This is a genomic window from Massilia oculi, assembly GCF_003143515.1.
GTDB classification, from domain to species: Bacteria; Pseudomonadota; Gammaproteobacteria; order Burkholderiales; family Burkholderiaceae_D; genus Telluria; species Telluria oculi.
In genome coordinates, this window is the sequence record NZ_CP029343.1 from 937,191 (window position 1) to 953,058 (window position 15,868).

Consider the following 15,868-nt stretch of genomic DNA (forward strand, 5'->3'; position numbering starts at 1 on the left):
AAAAAAAGAAAGCCGGCGCCCTCGCGGGTGCCGGCTCGCCTGATGAAGAACGGGCCTGGGCAATTAAGCCTGGGCGCCCTTCTTGTATGCTTCCACGCCATTGACCAGCTCGGCCTTGGCTTCCTCGATGCCCGCCCAGCCTTCGATCTTGACCCACTTGCCCGGTTCCAGATCCTTGTAGTGCTCGAAGAAGTGCTGGATCTGCTTCAGGCGCAGCTCTTCCAGGTCGTCCAGCGACTGGATTTTCTTGTACATCGGCAGCACTTTTTCGACCGGCACCGCGATCACCTTGGCGTCGCCGCCGCCGTCGTCGGTCATTTTCAGCACGCCCAGCGCGCGGCAGCGCACCACCACGCCCGGCGGCAGCGGGAACGGGGTGATGACCAGCACGTCGCATGGGTCGCCGTCGTCGGCGATGGTCTGCGGCACATAGCCGTAGTTGCACGGATAGTGCATGGCCGTACCCATGAAACGGTCGACGAAGATCGCGCCGCTGTCCTTGTCGACCTCGTACTTGACCGGATCGGCGTTCATCGGGATTTCGATGATGACGTTGAAGTCGTTCGGCACGTCTTTGCCGGCTGGGACGTTATTCAGGCTCATGGATGGTCCTTGGTTGCTGGAGAGTCAATAATAGGCCGTCATTATAGCGAAACCGACATGGCCTGTGCGGCGGGCCGTGCGTGCGCGCCTCAAAGAATGCTGGCCAGCGCGCACTGCCGGTAATGGCTCGCCGCCTCCTGCTCCTGCCCCAGCGCCTCGTGCATCTGGGCCAGCTTGAGGTGCGCCTCGCGCACCATCGACGCCTCGAGGGCGTCCGATAGCGCCTGCTCCAGGTAGCGCTGCGCCTTGCCCCACAATTTCTGCTTCAGGCACAGCGAACCGAGGGTCAGCGCCAGCTCGGCGTCCGTCGGGCGCTCGCGGCGCCAGGTCTCGCAGGCTTCGATCTGGGCCAGCAGTGAGGGAGAGCCGAATGGGCTGGCGGCGTCGCGGTAGGCGCGCACCACGCGCTCGTCCCAGCCCGCCTTGAGCGACTCTTCGGCGATCGCGCGCGCCTCGTCGTGCAGTCCGCGCGCATTGAAGGCGCTGGCCGCGCGCGCCGCGATATAAGGCACGGTGCGGTCCTGCGCCGGCACCGTGGCCCAGATGCGGCGCAGCGATTCGGCGTCGTGCCCGTCGCCGCCCAGCAACGCCTCGTAGGACAGCTCGCGCAGGCGGCTCGACAGGGCCGGATGCAGCGCGCGGCGTTTATCCAGGATGCGCACCAGGCGCAACACCTCTGGCCAGTTGCGCGCCTGCTGGTTGGCCTTCATCGCCCACTGCAGCGCGTGGATGTGGCGCTGGCCGCTGGCATTGAGTTCGGCCACCGCTTCGAGCGCGGCCTCGGGCTGGTGGTCGTCGACCAGCAATTCGGTGACCGTCATCAGGCGCGCTGTCTTGAGGGTGTTGTCGTGGGCGATCCCGGCCAGCCAGGCGTCGCGTCGCGCCGGCTCGCGCATGCGGTGCGCGGCGCGCGCGCCGATCAGGGCCGCCAGGCCCGCGTTCTCGGGCAGCTCGGCGGCGCGCATCGCGGCTTTTTCGGCATGGCCGAAGCGGCCCTCGAACAGGGCCTTGAGCGCGTCGCGCATGCCCTTGTTGCCTTCGCGCTCGGCGCGGCGCTGGCGATAGGCGGCCACGCGCTGCGGCATCTTGAGGGTGGCGTTGATGGCGCGCACCAGGCCGTACAGCGCCAGGAAGGACGCCACCAGCAGCACCACGAACAGGTTGAGCGACATGTCGATCCGGTGCGGCGGGTAGAACAGCACCACATTGCCCGGATTGAAGCGCGCCGTCACGGCGATGCCGATGGCGGCGGCCATCAGCGCGACTAACCAGAGGAGTAAACGCATTATTATCGCTTCGCTTTGTGCATGACTTATTGTTTCGCTTTGTAGTTGCGCACGGCGTTCAGGCTGTCGGCCAGCGTCGGCATCTCGATCGTCAGGTTGTTGGCCTGGACCTGGCGCAGCGCGGCCTGGCTCGATTGCGTCACGCGCGCGCGCGTGTCGAAATACTTGACCAGCATGGCCTGGGCCGTGGCCAGGTCGTCGCGGAAGGTCGCCTCGTTGCGCGACAACAGCGCCAGCCGCGCGTTCAACAGGCGCAGCTTGAGGTTCTCGCGCACGAAGAACGATTCGCTCGGCGACAGCATCAGCGCCTCAGGCGACTCGACGCTGCGCACCCGGATCAGCTGGCGCACGTCGTCCCACATCTCCTGGCTCCACAGACTCCAGGTGTCGAGCATGCGCTGGCCCACGCCCAGCGGCTGCGCCGGACCGGTGGCCGGCGCCGGCGCGGCCGCCGCCTCGCCCTTGCGGCCGGTGCGCACCGGCGCCACCGGCAGCAGCGGTTTTTCACTGGACAGCATCGGCAGCGTATCGACCTGCCCGATCACGTGGTCGAGGCGCACGGCGACGCCGGCCAGGTCCACCGCCGGCAGGGCCTTGAGCTTCTCGATGTCGCCCGCGATGGCGCGCCGGATGGTGAGGAATTGCGGGGTGTCGGAGCGCGACACCGCGCGGTCGGCGTTCTGCAGCGCGATCAGGGCGCCCTGCACGTTGCCGGCCAGTTGCAGCTGCTGGCTGGCGGTCGACAGCACCTGCTCGATCTCGGTCAGCGCCCACTCGTCGCGGTTCTGCGACAGGTCTTTATAGAGCTGCTCGAGCGCCAGCTGCTGGCTCTGGGCCTCGCTCTGGCGGCTTTCGAGCACGCCGACCTTGATCTGGAGCTCCTTCGACTGGTCCGCCACGTCGCGCGCCAGCGCCGCCGTCTCGGCATTGACCGCATTGCCCCTCTGGAGGCTGCGCGCCATGTCCTGGCGCAGCGCGTTGATGCGGTTGTGCGACGAATACGTCTGCAGCGCCAGCAGCACGGCCAGCGCGATCACGGCCAGCGGCAGCGGGCGCGCCAGGCGGTCGAACAAAGCGGGACCGCCCGGTTCGCCCATGCGCGGCAGGACGGGACCGCCTCCGGTTGGGGGCACGCCTCCGGTTGGGGGCGCGCCACCGACCGGAGGCGTGCCGCCCGGAGGAACGCCGCCCGCGGCCGCGCCCGACGGCGTGCCGCCCTGGACGCCCTCGGGCTTGTGGAGACTCGGTGCGGGCACGTTGGCCTGCGGCTGATCTGGATTGTTCGGCAATTCGTTCATTATTGTGATTGTAACGCTGCTAGTAGACGGGCATCTCCGGATCCCGTCAGGGTCACGTGGCGCAGGCCCAGGGCATGCGCCGTCCCGGCGATCCGCGCATGGGGCACGATCAGGTGCTGTTGCTCGAACTGTGCCTGGGACCCGGGTCCCAGCGCCCCCACCAGGCCGGCCAGGCCACGCAGTGCTTCCGAGCTCGTGATTATCCAGTCGTTTGGCTGCGCCAGCAAGGCGCGCAATCGTGCGGCCAGCCCGGACGTCAATACAGGGGTGCTGCGGCGGTAGGCCGCTACCGCCTCGACCGTGGCGCCGGCCGCGCGCAGGGCGTCGGCCAGCAGCTCGCGCCCGCCGTCGCCGCGCACGATCAGCACGCGCCGGCCGGCAAACAGGGCCAGGTCCAGGCTCTGGAGCAGGTGTTCAGAATCGCTGTGGGCCGGGTCGGCCGGACTATGAATCGTATGGCCGGGCGCCGCGACCCCATGGCGCGCCAGCGCGGCGCGGCTGCCCTCGCCCACGACCGCCAGCGGCACGGCCACCGGCCAGGCATCGAGGTGGGCGAACGCCGCATCGACCGCGTTCGGCGAGACGAACACCGCCAGCGCATAGTCATGCAAGGCGGCCAGCGCCGCGCGCAGCGGCGCCGGATCGTCGATCGGGGCGATCTCGAGCAGCGGCAAGACCTCGGCCGTGCGGCCGATCGCCCGCACCGCCCGCGCCAGGCCGTCGGCCTGGGCGCGCGGGCGGGTGACCACGACCACGCGCTCGCTCGCCTTTGGCGCCAGCTCAGGCATCCTCGGCCGCATCGACGCGGCAGGCGGCCAGGATCGCGCTGGCGTCCTGCTGCGCCAGCAGCTCGGACACCTGCTCGCCCAGGTATTCGGGCTGCTCGGCGGCGCCCGCCACCTCGGCGTGCGCGCTGCGCTTGCCGTCCGGGGTCGCGACCATGGCGCGCAGGCGCATCTGGCCGTCCTGCACGGTGGCATAGGCCGCCAGCGGGATCTGGCAGCTGCCGCCAAAGATGCGCGACACCTTGCGCTCGGCCAGCACCGCCTGGGCGGTTGCGACGTGGTTCAGCGGCGCCAGCACGGCGCGCAGGTCGACGCCGTCGCTGCGAGCGCCGCTCAGGATCTCGATCGCCATCGCGCCCTGGCCGGCCGCCGGCAGGCTCAGCTCGGGCTCGAGCAGGGCCCTGATGCGCTGCGGCAGGCCGAGGCGCTTGAGGCCGGCGGCGGCCAGGATGATGGCCGCGTAATCGCCGCGATCGAGCTTGCCGAGGCGCGTGTCGAGGTTGCCGCGCAGCGGCTGGATCACCAGGTGCGGGTAGCGCGCCGCGATCAGCGACTGGCGGCGCAGGCTGCTGGTGCCGACCACGGCGCCGGCCGGCAAGTCGTCCAGACTGGCGTAATCGTTCGACACGAAGGCGTCGCGCGGGTCTTCGCGTTCGAGCACGGCAGCCAGCTCGAAGCCCTCCGGCAGCTCCATCGGCACGTCCTTGAGCGAGTGCACGGCCAGGTCGGCGCGGCCTTCGGCCATCGCCACCTCTAGTTCCTTGACGAACAGGCCCTTGCCGCCGACCTTGGACAGGGTACGGTCGAGGATCTGGTCGCCGCGTGTTGTCATTCCGAGAATTTCGACGCTACATTCTGGATATAATGCGACGAGCCGGTCGCGCACGTGCTCCGCCTGCCACATGGCGAGGCGGCTCTCGCGGGATGCGATAATCACTCTGGCTGGCGCCTGGGGCGCCGCGTTGGATACCTGCTGTATAGCGTTTAACACTCGAGTTCTTTCACTGTCATTGGGCCGACCCGGACGATGCCAGTAGCCGTTCCCTGCATAAGATCATAAATTTTATCATGGGGCATCTTGCAGATCGTGGCCAACCGCCATCGCACAATCTATTACTTGTGGTCGATATGGACAATCCTGCTGCACCCGTAGTACAAGCCGGCGCCGACAAGGACGCCCCACTCAAGGAAGACATCCGCCTGCTCGGCCGCCTGCTGGGCGACGTGCTGCGCGACCAGGAAGGCGACGCGGTGTTCGACATCGTCGAGACCATTCGCCAGACCGCGGTGCGTTTCCGCCGCGACGACGATCCGGATGCCGGCGAAGAGCTGGCCACCCTGCTGCACAAGCTCACCCGCGACCAGACGATTTCGGTGGTGCGCGCCTTCTCCTACTTCTCGCACCTGGCCAATATCGCCGAAGACCAGCACCACAACCGCCGCCGCCGCGCGCACCTGCTCAAAGGATCCTCGCCGCGTTCGGGCAGCATCGGTTACGCGCTGGGCAAGCTGGCCGAGGCCGGCATCAAGCGCGACACCGTCGACGCGTTCTTCCGCGACGCCCTGATCTCGCCGGTGCTGACCGCCCACCCGACCGAAGTCCAGCGCAAGAGCATCCTCGACGCCGAGCACGACATCGCGCGCCTGCTGGCCGAACGCGACGCGCCGCAGACGCCGAAGGAACGCCGCCGCAACGAGCAGCTGCTGCACGCCCGCATCGCCACCCTGTGGCAGACGCGCATGCTGCGCTACTCCAAGCTGACCGTGGCCGACGAGATCGAGAACGCCCTGTCCTACTACCGCATCACCTTCCTGCGCGAAGTCCCGGCCCTGTACGACGACATCGAACTCGAGCTCGCTGAACAGTATGGCGGCGATGGATCGGCGGCCGCCACCCACGCCTCCTTCCTGCAGATGGGCAGCTGGATCGGCGGCGACCGCGACGGCAACCCGAACGTCAACGCCGACACCATGCGCCACGCGCTGACGCGCCAGTCGACCACCATCCTCGACTTCTACCTCGACGAGGTGCACGCGCTGGGGCCGAGCTGTCGGCCTCCACCCTGCTGGTCAAGGTCTCGCCGGCGCTGGAGCAGCTGGCGGACGCCTCGCCCGACGCCTCGCCGCACCGCAGCGACGAACCCTACCGCCGCGCGCTGATCGGCATCTATGCGCGCCTGGCCGCCACCGCGCGCGAGCTGGGCGTGGGCCACATCCTGCGCAAGGAAGTCGGCCACGCCGCGCCCTATCTCGACCCGGAACTGTTCGCGGCCGACCTCGAGGTGCTGGCCGACTCGCTGCGCCAGAACCACGGCGCCATGCTGATCCAGCCGCGCCTGGCCGGCCTGCTGCGCGCCGCGCGCATCTTCGGCTTCCATCTGGCCTCGCTCGACATGCGCCAGAGCTCGGACATCCACGAGCGCGTGCTGGCCGAGCTGTTCGCGCGCGCCGGCGTCGAAGCCGACTACGCGGCGCTGAAAGAAGAAGACAAGCGCGCGCTGATCCTGCGCGAGCTGGCGCAGTCGCGGCCCCTGTTCTCGCCCTACGAGAGCTATGGCGACGAGACCAATTCCGAGCTGGCGATCCTGCGCTGCGCGCGCGACATCCGCCTGCGCTACGGCCCGCGCGCGATCCGCAACTACATCATCTCGCACACCGAGACCGTGTCCGACCTGCTCGAAGTGCTGCTGCTGCAGAAAGAGACGGGCCTGATGCGGGCGAGTACCGGCGCGAGCGACGTGATGGTGATCCCGCTGTTCGAGACCATCCCCGACCTGCAGCGCGCCGCCGGCATCATGGACGAGTGGATGGCGATTCCGCTGGTGGCCGGCATCATCGAGAAACAGGGACGGCTGCAGGAAGTCATGCTCGGCTATTCCGACTCGAACAAGGACGGCGGCTTCCTGACCTCGAACTGGGAGCTGTACCAGGCCGAGTTGAAACTGGTCGAGGTGTTCGCCCAGCGCCAGGTCAAGCTGCGCCTGTTCCACGGCCGCGGCGGCACCGTCGGCCGCGGCGGCGGCCCGAGCTACGACGCGATCCGCGCCCAGCCGCCCGGCACCGTCAACGGCCAGATCCGCCTGACCGAACAGGGCGAAATCATCGCCTCGAAATTCTCGAACCCCGAGATCGGCCGCCGCAACCTGGAGCTGCTGGTGGCGGCGACGCTGGAAGCGAGCCTGACGCCGCACGGAGCCAAAGACGGGGCCAGCGGTGTCGACGCCGGTCGCCTGCAGCGTTTCGAGTCCGTGATGGCCGAGCTGTCGAACCGCGCCTACAAGGCCTACCGCAACCTCGTGTACGAGACCCCGGGCTTCACCGACTACTTCTTCGAAGGCACGCCGATCGCCGAGATCGCCGAACTGAACCTCGGTTCGCGCCCCGCCTCGCGCAAGTCGACCCGCCGCATCGAAGACCTGCGCGCGATTCCCTGGGGCTTCTCGTGGGGCCAGTGCCGCCTGCTGCTGCCGGGCTGGTTCGGGTTCGCGTCGAGCGTGACGAGCTGGCTGGATGAAGGAGACCACGACGCGAAGCTGGAAGAGCTGCGCGCGATGTACCGCGACTGGCCGTTCTTCGCCACCCTGCTGTCGAACATGGACATGGTGCTGGCCAAGACCGACCTGGCGATCGCCTCGCGCTATGCCGGCCTGGTGAGCGACGCCGGCCTGCGCGAGCGCATCTTCCGCCGCATTTCGGCCGAGCATGGCGAGACGATCCGCACGCTGGAAGCGATCACCGGCGCCAGCGAACGGCTGGCCGGCAACCCGCTGCTTGCCCGCTCGATCCAGAACCGCTTCGCCTATCTCGACCCGCTGAACCACTTGCAGGTGGAGCTGATCCATCGGCGCCGCAAGCTGGCCGACAATGCCGATCCGCGCGTGCATCGGGGGATTCATTTGTCGATCAATGGGGTCGCGGCCGGCTTGCGCAACACCGGTTGAACGCGTAACGTCCCACAAAACAAAAGCCGCCCGGCGCAAACCGGGCGGCTTTTTTACATCCAGCGAGCCAGCAGATTACTGGTTGTGCAGGAAGGTCTTGAGCTTGTCCGAACGCGAAGGCTGGCGCAGCTTGCTCATCGCCTTGGCTTCGATCTGGCGGATACGCTCACGGGTCACGTCGAACTGCTTGCCCACTTCTTCCAGCGTGTGGTCGTTCGACATCTCGACGCCATAACGCATGCGCAGCACCTTCGCTTCGCGCGGGGTCAGCGAGTCCAGCACTTCCTTGATCACGTTGCGCATCGACGCGTGCAGCGCGGCGTCCAGCGGGGCCAGGGTCGCGTTGTCCTCGATGAAGTCGCCCAGCTGCGAATCGCCGTCCTCGCCCATCGGGGTTTCCATCGAAATCGGTTCCTTCGCGATCTTCATGATCTCGCGAACCTTATTCTCCGGCATTTCCATCTTGGCGGCCAGGGTCGGCAGATCCGGCTCGCTGCCGGTTTCCTGCATGATCTGGCGCGAGATGCGGTTCATCTTGTTGATCGTCTCGATCATGTGCACCGGCACGCGGATCGTGCGCGCCATGTCGGCGATCGAGCGCGTGATCGCCTGGCGAATCCACCAGGTCGCATAGGTCGAGAACTTATAGCCGCGACGGTATTCGAACTTGTCGACCGCCTTCAAGAGGCCGATATTGCCTTCCTGGATCAGGTCCAGGAACTGCAGGCCGCGGTTGATGTATTTTTTCGCGATCGAAATCACCAGGCGCAGGTTGGCCACCGTCATTTCACGCTTGGCCTGGCGGGCGCGCTTCTCGCCGGCCGCCATCTGCTTGTTGATCTTGCGCAGGTCGGCCAGCGGCAGCGCCACGCGCGCCTGCAGGTCGATCATGCGCTGCTGCAGCTCTTTGATGGCCGGCAGATTCCGGCTCAGCACCGCGCTGTACGGATAGGCGCAGTCGACTTCGCGGTCGCCCCATTGCAGGTCGGTCTCGTTGCCCGGGAAGACCTTGATGAAGTGGGCGCGCGGCATGCCGCAGCGGTTCACGCAGATGTCCAGCACGGCGCGCTCGATCGAACGCACTTCGTCCATCTGGCCGCGCAGGGTGTCGCACAGCTTTTCCACGACCTTGGCGGTGAAGCGGATGCCCAGCAGCTCGTACGAGATCACGGCCTGCGCTTCTTCGTAGGCCGGCGAACCATAGCCCTCGTTCTTGAAGGCGTGGCCCATCAGGTCGAACTGCTGCTCGATCAGCGCGAACTTCTCCAGCGCACCCTTGCGCAGCTGGGCCAGTTGCTCGGCCGAGTAGCCGGCCGCGGCGCCGCCGGCGTTGCCGCCTTCGCCTTCTTCTTCTTCGTCCTCGACCTCGACTTCTTCGTCTTCATCCTCTTCCGCGACCGCGGCGGCGTGGGCCACCGAGGCGGCCGGGGCCGGGGTGTCTTCCAGGTCGACGAAGCCATCCACCACGTCGTCGATCTTCAGCTCGTCGCTGGCGATCTTGTGCGACAGCGCGATGATTTCCGAGATCGTGGTCGGGCATGCCGAGATGGCCTGCACCATGTCCTTCAGGCCCTGCTCGATGCGCTTGGCGATCTCGATCTCGCCTTCGCGGGTCAGCAGCGACACCGCGCCCATTTCGCGCATATACATGCGGACCGGGTCGGTGGTGCGGCCGAAGTCGGAGTCGACGGTCGACAGTGCGGTCGCGGCGGCGGCCTCGACTTCGTCTTCGCTGGTCGGGGTCACGGCCTGGTCCGACAGCAGCATCATTTCGGCTTCAGGGGCGCGCTCGTAGACGGCGATGCCCATGTCGTTGAAGGTCGCGATGATGCCCTCGATCGCTTCCGGATCGATGATGTTTTCCGGCAGGTGGTCGTTGATCTCGGCATGGGTCAGGTAGCCGCGCTCCTTGCCCATATTGATCAGGTTCTTCAGCTGCTGGCGGCGCTTTTCGAGTTCGGCTTCCGAGAAACCGGCTTCGTTCAGCATGCCGAGGCCCTTGGCCTTGCGCTCGCGCGCCTTCGAGGCGGCCTTCAGTTCGGCGCGCTCGACGGCGTTCAGCGCCGCGACTTCGTCGTTCTCCGGCACGAATTCGCTGGGTTTACGGCCGCGGCGGCCCGGGACTTTCACCTGCGGCAGCAGGTAGCCCGAGGTGTCGATCGCGGCCAGCGCGGCGGCGTCGGTGGTCTTGCTGACGGCGCCGACGCCGCTCACGGGGGCCGCCGGGCTGACTTCGACACGGCGCACGGCGCGGGTGCGCACGACTTTCGGCGCTTCCTCGGCGGCGGCCTGGACGACCGGGGCCGGCGCCGGCGCCGGGGCAGCAGCCGGAGCTTCCGGCTCGGCCGCCTTCAGGGCCGCCAGCTTGCCGCGCTTGCGCACGATGACCGGCGCCACGGCCGGCTTGGCCTGCGCCTGCATGTATTCGGCGGCCAGGTCGATGCCGGCGTCCGCGTCGGCAGCGGCAGAGTCAGGAGCAGATTCGTCGGCCACCGGGGCTGCCGCTTCGGCCACCACCTCCTCGACCGCGGCGGCGATCGGGTCGGCGGCAGGCGCAGCAGCAGGCGCAGGAGCAGTAACGTCCGCCACGACTGGCGCAGCGACCGGCTCGTCCACCACCGGAGCGCCGGCGGCCAGGATGGCGTCGGCCTGCGCCTTCAGCGTGGCCAGGCGCGAACGGGTCTTGACCACCGTTACCTTGGCCGCCGCTTCCGTTTCGAGGAAGTAGGAGGTCGCGGTTTTCGGCACTGCCAGCGGCGCCGAAGCTTTGGCCGGCGCTTTTTTCGCTGTCAGTGTCAATGTCTTGGCGGTGTTTTTCATACTTAAAACTCTCCAGTCGAGGCGAGTTGCGCGCCTGCGAAGTCAATAATCCAGCGGGACCCGCGTGCGGATCCTGGGAAAGGGAAACGGAAGTGGCCCTACCTAGGGGCGGACATGCCAGGTTTCAAGCACGACTTACCGGGTGTTGTGCGCGCCAACGCGATTCTGGGCTGCGGACAGATAGGCGGTGGTCGATGTTCAAAATCGTGCTGTGCATGTCGGAACGAAAAAAAGCCCGCTAACACGGGCTTGCATCTATTTTTCTAGAAGAATAGGGGAAGGGGCACATTATGCCCCACTGCAAGTTTTGGTGATAATTGATAGATCCGATAAGGGATATACACAATTCACATAGCGCTACCCTGACATGCCCTCCGTACAAGCTTCCGGGAAGGTCTGCGCCGGCGCAAGCCGGACTCAAGGCAAGAGGCGGATGATACACGATTTCATGCGCCAGCGCTTGCCCTGCTATAAGTTTCCCAACATTTATAATTGGAACTAGTACAATGCGCGCCCGAGCGCCGTGCTATCCTTCGCAATCCTGTTCTTACCATGAAGTCAATGAATACCAACACCCCTGCAGAGTCCGTCGACACGAACGCCACCCAGGCCACCACTCCGGAGGCGCAGCAGCCGCAAGCAGCAGCGCCGGCCGCGCCGGCGCAAGGCCTGTCGGCACGCGCACTGCTCAAGCAACTCCAGCAGGAGTATCCAGCCTTCCGCGACTGCCTGCCGCTGTCGATCGGCATCGACAAGCAGCTGCAGGCCCGCATGCCCGGCCTGGACAAGAAGGTCATGCGCGCCGCGCTCGGCATCCACACCGGTTCGATGCGCTACCTGCGCGCGATGGAAAAAGCCAAAGTACGCCATGACCTGGACGGCGCCCCTGGCGCCGAGGTGCCCGAGGCGCACCGCCTGCACGCCAAGGAGCAGCTGCAGCAGCGCTTCAAGAAGGAAGCCGAACGCAAGAAGGCCGAACGCGAAGCCGCGCAAGAAGAAGAAAACAACCGCAAGCGCCAGGAAAAACTGCAGGCGCTCGCGTCCAAGTTCTCCAAGAATTGAGCGCGGGCCCCGAGGTCCCCGAGGACGACCTTCCCCCCTACGTCGGCATCGACCTGGCCAATGTGCGCCTGGTGCGCAGCGAGCAGGATGCGCGCGAGGCGCTGGCCGACCTGCTGGGCGGCGACGCGATCGGCTTCGACACCGAATCCAAGCCGACCTTCGCCAAGGGCGAAGTCTCGACCGGGCCTCACCTGGTGCAGCTCGCGACCCTGGAAACGGCCTGGCTGTTCCAGACCGCGACCCCGGCCGGCAATGCGCTGGCCGTCACCGTCCTGAAACCCGTGCTCGAGGACGAGCGCGTGCTGAAGGTGGGCTTCGGCCTGGGTGACGACGTGCGGCGCCTGAAGTCCAAGTTCGGCATCGGGCTGCGCAATGTGCTCGACCTGTCGACGGCCCTGCGCCGGCGCGGTGAAAAGAATCCGCTCGGCGCCAGGAGCGCCGTCGAGCGCTTCTTCGGCCAGCGCCTGCAAAAGTCCAAGCGCATCACCACCACCAACTGGGCCCTGCCCCGCTTGTCGGACAAGCAGCTGCAGTATGCGGCCGACGATGCCCATGCGGCGCTGAAGATCTACCGGCACTGGAAGGCGAATCCGCCGGCCTGACCCTTGGCGGGAGACTGCGCACCAAAAGAGGGAGTTCCGGCTCAGCAATCCGCGATATCATTCCCACATCGTCGATGCCGGTGGGAGCTCATGATTTCACGTCGCCTGCGCCTGTCCCTCGCTTGCCTGTTCGGCCTGTTCTCCTGTGCGGCCACGGCGGCGCCGCAAACCGTGCCCGATACCCTCGGCCAGCGCCTGCTCGCCTGCGCCACCTGCCATGCGCGGGTCGATGCGCGCGGCAATCCGGTCAACGACAGCTTTTATCCCCGATTGCAGGGCAAGCCGGCCGGTTACCTGCATCACCAGCTGCTGAACTTCCGCGACGGCCGGCGCCAGTATCCCTTGATGACCTACCTGGTCGACCACCTGCCCGACGCTTACCTGCGCGAGATCGCCCAGCACTTCGCGGCCCTGCCGCCGACCGTGCTGCCGCCCCAGGCTTCCGGCCTGTCAGGCACGGCGCTCGAACGCGGGCGCCGGCTCGTGGTCGACGGCGACGCCGCGCGCAAGATCCCGGCCTGCGTGGCCTGCCACGGCGCGCGCCTGACCGGCGTGCAACCGAACATCCCCGGCCTGCTCGGCCTGCCGCGCGACTACGTCAACGCGCAGTTCGGCGCATGGCGCAACAAGGTGCGGCGCGCGCATGCGCCGGACTGCATGGCCGACATCACGGCGCGGCTGTCGCTGGAAGACGTGGCGGCCATCTCGGGCTGGCTGGCGGCGCAGCCGATGCCGCTTGACCCGCGCCCGGCCGACACCATCGCGCGTCCCTTGCCGCTGGCCTGCGGCAGCGATCCGGAGGCGCGATGAAGACCTTGCGGGTTGCCCTCCTCCTTATCGTCGTTCTCGCCCTGGCCGCGGTGGCGCTGGCGTGGCCGCGCGCCGAGCATATTCCATCGCGCGCGCCGGCGGCCTACGCTGTGAACACGGCCAATATCGAACGTGGCGCCTACCTGGCGCGGGCCGGCGACTGCATCGCCTGTCACACGGCGCGCGGCGGCGTGGCGTATGCCGGCGGCCGTGCGCTCGAGACGCCATTCGGGCGTTTCTACGGGCCGAATCTCACGCCCGACAAGGAGACCGGCATCGGCGACTGGAGCGCCGACGACTTCTGGAACGCGCTGCACAACGGCATCGCCAGGGATGGCCGCCTGCTCTACCCGGCCTTCCCCTACACGAACTACACGAAGGTCACGCGCGACGATTCGGACGCTTTATTCGCCTATTTCCGCAGCCTGGCGCCGCAGCGCCAGCCGAACCGGTCGCACGAACTGGGCTTCCCCTACGACAGCCAGCTGCTGCTGGCCGGCTGGCGCCTGCTCTACTTCCGTCCCGGCGTGCATGAGGAACAACCGGCGCGCGGCGTGGAGTGGAATCGCGGCGCCTATCTGGTGGAGGGTCTGGGGCATTGCAGCGCCTGCCACAGCACGCGCAACGGGTTCGGCGCGAACAAGGAAGGACTCGATGGCGGCCTGATCCCCACGCTGGGCTGGTATGCGCCCTCGCTGACGTCTAGCGGCGAGGCCGGGATGAAAGACTGGGACAAGGACCACATCGTGGCGCTGCTCGGCACCGGCATTTCGCCGCGCGGCTCGGCCACCGGACCGATGGCCGAAGTGGTGGCGCGCAGCCTGCAGCACCTGACCCCGGACGACCTTGGGGCGATGGCGAGCTATCTGCAATCGTTGCCGGCGACGCCCGCGCAGCGGCCGGATCGCGTGCCGCCGGCGGACGAGCGGGTGCTGGCGGACGGCCGGCGCATCTACGAAGCCAAATGCGCACAGTGCCATGGCGACGATGGGCGGGGCAAGCTGCCCGCCTATCCTCCGCTGGCGGGAAACCGCGCCGTGACCTTGAGCCCGGCCGTGAATGCGATCCGCATGACCGTCAATGGTGGCTTCCCGCCCGGGACGAAGGGCAATCCTCGCCCGTACGGCATGCCGCCGTTTGGCCATGAGCTGGACGACGCCCAGGTGGCGGCGGTGCTGAGCTGGATCCGTACGAGCTGGGGCAATGCGGCGCCGCCTGTCACTGCCGTCGAGGTGAACCGGTATCGGGCGATCAGCGGCGACTGAAGCGAGTAGCGATGCCCTCCACCTTGCCTGCCAGAACCGAACGGCTCCGCAAGTACGGCCATGTTATCGTCGTGACCATATTTCCGTGAACTGATCAGGCTCAGGATAGCGGCCTGCACGCAATCGCGCCCCCCCTGAGCCAGCCCGAAAGGATACGAATGAACCGTTTCAACGACAAAACCGTGCTGGTCACCGGCGCCGCTTCCGGCATCGGACTGGCGACCGCCCGCCGCTTCCTCGACGAGGGCGCCCGCGTCGTGATGCTGGATATCGACGGCGACAAGCTGGAGAAGGCCGCCGCCAGCCTGCCCCAGGACCGGGTCCTCGTGCAGGTCGGCGATACCGCCGCCAAGGACACCGCCACCGCCGCCGTCAAGGCGGCCATCGAGCGCTTCGGCGGCCTGCACATCCTCATCAACAACGCCGGCATGGCCACCGAGGGCGACATCACGCAGACGAGCGAAGAAGACTTCGAACGCGTCATGGCGGTCAATGTCGGCGGCTACTATCACATGGCCAAGGCGGCGATGCCCGAGCTGATCAAGGCACGCGGCGCGATCGTCATGACCTCGTCGGTTTCCGGGCTTGGCGGCGACTGGAACCTGTTTGCCTACAACACCTCGAAAGGCGCCGTCAGCAATATGGTGCGGGCGATGGCGATGGATATGGCAAAGCACGGCGTGCGCGTGAACGCCGTCAATCCGAGCTTCACGAAAACCGGGATGACCGAGGACATGGTGAACGATCCCGAACTGGTCGCCAAGTTCAGGGAACGCATGCCGCTCGGCGCGCCTGAAGATCCGGAGGGCGTGGCGGCGGCGATGGCGTTCCTGGCGAGCGACGATGCGCGGCTGATTACCGGCGTTAATCTGCCGGTGGACGCCGGCTTGATGGCATCGAACGGACAGCCGCCGCAATAACAATTCTTTCGGGATCGCGATCGCGCGTGCCAGGGTCAGCGAGTGCGTCGGGGATACACGGCACTGCACGTGTGCGAAGTGGCTTAGCAGAGAACGATGCGAGCCAGGCGTGCCGGGCAATCGGCTATCTTTCAACATCGGACGATGGTCCGCGATCCCTGGATGGACGAGTAACTGGTACTCGTCGCTCAGGTCCAGCCAATCCAGTTCGGATCACGCGCTTTCCGCTACGGGAGAGCAGGCGTTTGGAGTCGCGCTCCCGAGCCTTTGTACACCCGTACGCAGGCGGCTGGCGACGTCATCGCTGCTGGCCCAGCGATATCGGTTGGTATCCAGCAGACCGCGTAGTTTGCATAGCCCACAGCTGAGCAGCCCACTCGCTCACCAGACGAAGCTGCGAAGATCGCGTGGGTCGCGTCTGCGGTCTGGAGACACCCAACAGCATTTATCCAGGCTATGCAAGCAGTTGCTCGCTC

The 15,868-nt window shown here is 67.0% G+C and carries 11 protein-coding genes and 1 pseudogene; 6 read left to right on the plus strand and 6 right to left on the minus strand.

The window, feature by feature from the left end; translation table 11 throughout:
- Positions 1-63: 63 nt before the first annotated feature.
- The 5 genes from ppa to hemC all read right to left on the minus strand — a co-directional run bounded on the left by ppa (position 64) and on the right by hemC (position 4,951).
- A complete protein-coding gene (ppa, locus tag DIR46_RS04380) occupies positions 64-603 on the minus strand; it encodes an inorganic diphosphatase (RefSeq protein WP_109344145.1) in 540 nt (179 codons plus the stop codon).
- Between the two features lie 89 nt (positions 604-692).
- Positions 693-1,889 carry a heme biosynthesis protein HemY gene (locus DIR46_RS04385; protein WP_109344146.1) on the minus strand — a complete coding sequence of 399 codons (1,197 nt, stop codon included), beginning with the start codon at positions 1,887-1,889 and terminating at the stop codon, positions 693-695.
- A 26-nt stretch (positions 1,890-1,915) separates the two neighbouring features.
- Positions 1,916-3,187 carry a uroporphyrinogen-III C-methyltransferase gene (locus DIR46_RS04390; protein ID WP_109344147.1) on the minus strand — a complete coding sequence of 424 codons (1,272 nt, stop codon included), beginning with the start codon at positions 3,185-3,187 and terminating at the stop codon, positions 1,916-1,918.
- Complete coding sequence (locus tag DIR46_RS04395) at positions 3,187-3,975, minus strand: uroporphyrinogen-III synthase (protein ID WP_109344148.1); 789 nt, start codon at positions 3,973-3,975, stop codon at positions 3,187-3,189. Before DIR46_RS04395 ends, DIR46_RS04390 begins: the two co-directional genes overlap by 1 nt.
- The gene (gene hemC, locus DIR46_RS04400) at positions 3,968-4,951 is read right to left on the minus strand and encodes a hydroxymethylbilane synthase (RefSeq protein WP_370659986.1); all 984 of its coding nucleotides are present in this window, start codon (positions 4,949-4,951) and stop codon (positions 3,968-3,970) included. The genes DIR46_RS04395 and hemC overlap by 8 nt, the downstream gene beginning before the upstream one ends.
- 149 nt (positions 4,952-5,100) lie before the next feature.
- Between hemC and ppc the strand changes: the two are divergent.
- Positions 5,101-7,913, plus strand: a pseudogene (gene ppc / locus DIR46_RS04405) (phosphoenolpyruvate carboxylase).
- A gap of 75 nt (positions 7,914-7,988) precedes the next feature.
- Here the strand turns inward: ppc and rpoD are convergent.
- Positions 7,989-10,733, minus strand: a complete 2,745-nt coding sequence (gene rpoD / locus DIR46_RS04410; protein ID WP_109344150.1) for an RNA polymerase sigma factor RpoD — start codon at positions 10,731-10,733, stop codon at positions 7,989-7,991.
- Positions 10,734-11,294: 561 nt separating this feature from the next.
- Here rpoD and DIR46_RS04415 point away from each other — a divergent pair.
- The 5 genes from DIR46_RS04415 to budC all read left to right on the plus strand — a co-directional run bounded on the left by DIR46_RS04415 (position 11,295) and on the right by budC (position 15,392).
- Complete coding sequence (locus DIR46_RS04415; protein ID WP_109344151.1) at positions 11,295-11,795, plus strand: ProQ/FINO family protein; 501 nt, start codon at positions 11,295-11,297, stop codon at positions 11,793-11,795.
- Positions 11,792-12,397 carry a 3'-5' exonuclease gene (locus DIR46_RS04420; protein WP_109344152.1) on the plus strand — a complete coding sequence of 202 codons (606 nt, stop codon included), beginning with the start codon at positions 11,792-11,794 and terminating at the stop codon, positions 12,395-12,397. Before DIR46_RS04415 ends, DIR46_RS04420 begins: the two co-directional genes overlap by 4 nt.
- A 90-nt stretch (positions 12,398-12,487) precedes the next feature.
- Positions 12,488-13,207, plus strand: coding sequence for a c-type cytochrome (locus DIR46_RS04425; protein WP_109344153.1), 720 nt, complete (start codon positions 12,488-12,490; stop codon positions 13,205-13,207).
- Entirely contained in the window at positions 13,204-14,472 is a 1,269-nt protein-coding gene (locus DIR46_RS04430; RefSeq protein WP_109344154.1) for a c-type cytochrome, read from the plus strand. Before DIR46_RS04425 ends, DIR46_RS04430 begins: the two co-directional genes overlap by 4 nt.
- A gap of 158 nt (positions 14,473-14,630) precedes the next feature.
- Positions 14,631-15,392 (plus strand): meso-2,3-butanediol dehydrogenase, encoded by a 762-nt coding sequence (budC, locus tag DIR46_RS04435; RefSeq protein ID WP_109344155.1) that lies wholly within the window; start codon positions 14,631-14,633, stop codon positions 15,390-15,392.
- The last annotated feature ends 476 nt before the right edge of the window (positions 15,393-15,868 follow it).

Bases quoted from the DNA above. Each gene is read 5' to 3' on its own strand.
- DIR46_RS04415 (WP_109344151.1), top strand. From the start codon at position 11,295: ATGAATACCAACACCCCTGCAGAGTCCGTCGACACGAACGCCACCCAG.
- DIR46_RS04425 (WP_109344153.1), top strand. From the start codon at position 12,488: ATGATTTCACGTCGCCTGCGCCTGTCCCTCGCTTGCCTGTTCGGCCTG.
- ppa (WP_109344145.1), bottom strand. From the start codon at position 603: ATGAGCCTGAATAACGTCCCAGCCGGCAAAGACGTGCCGAACGACTTC.
- DIR46_RS04430 (WP_109344154.1), top strand. From the start codon at position 13,204: ATGAAGACCTTGCGGGTTGCCCTCCTCCTTATCGTCGTTCTCGCCCTG.
- DIR46_RS04390 (WP_109344147.1), bottom strand. From the start codon at position 3,187: ATGAACGAATTGCCGAACAATCCAGATCAGCCGCAGGCCAACGTGCCC.
- rpoD (WP_109344150.1), bottom strand. From the start codon at position 10,733: ATGAAAAACACCGCCAAGACATTGACACTGACAGCGAAAAAAGCGCCG.
- budC (WP_109344155.1), top strand. From the start codon at position 14,631: ATGAACCGTTTCAACGACAAAACCGTGCTGGTCACCGGCGCCGCTTCC.
- DIR46_RS04385 (WP_109344146.1), bottom strand. From the start codon at position 1,889: ATGCGTTTACTCCTCTGGTTAGTCGCGCTGATGGCCGCCGCCATCGGC.
- DIR46_RS04395 (WP_109344148.1), bottom strand. From the start codon at position 3,975: ATGCCTGAGCTGGCGCCAAAGGCGAGCGAGCGCGTGGTCGTGGTCACC.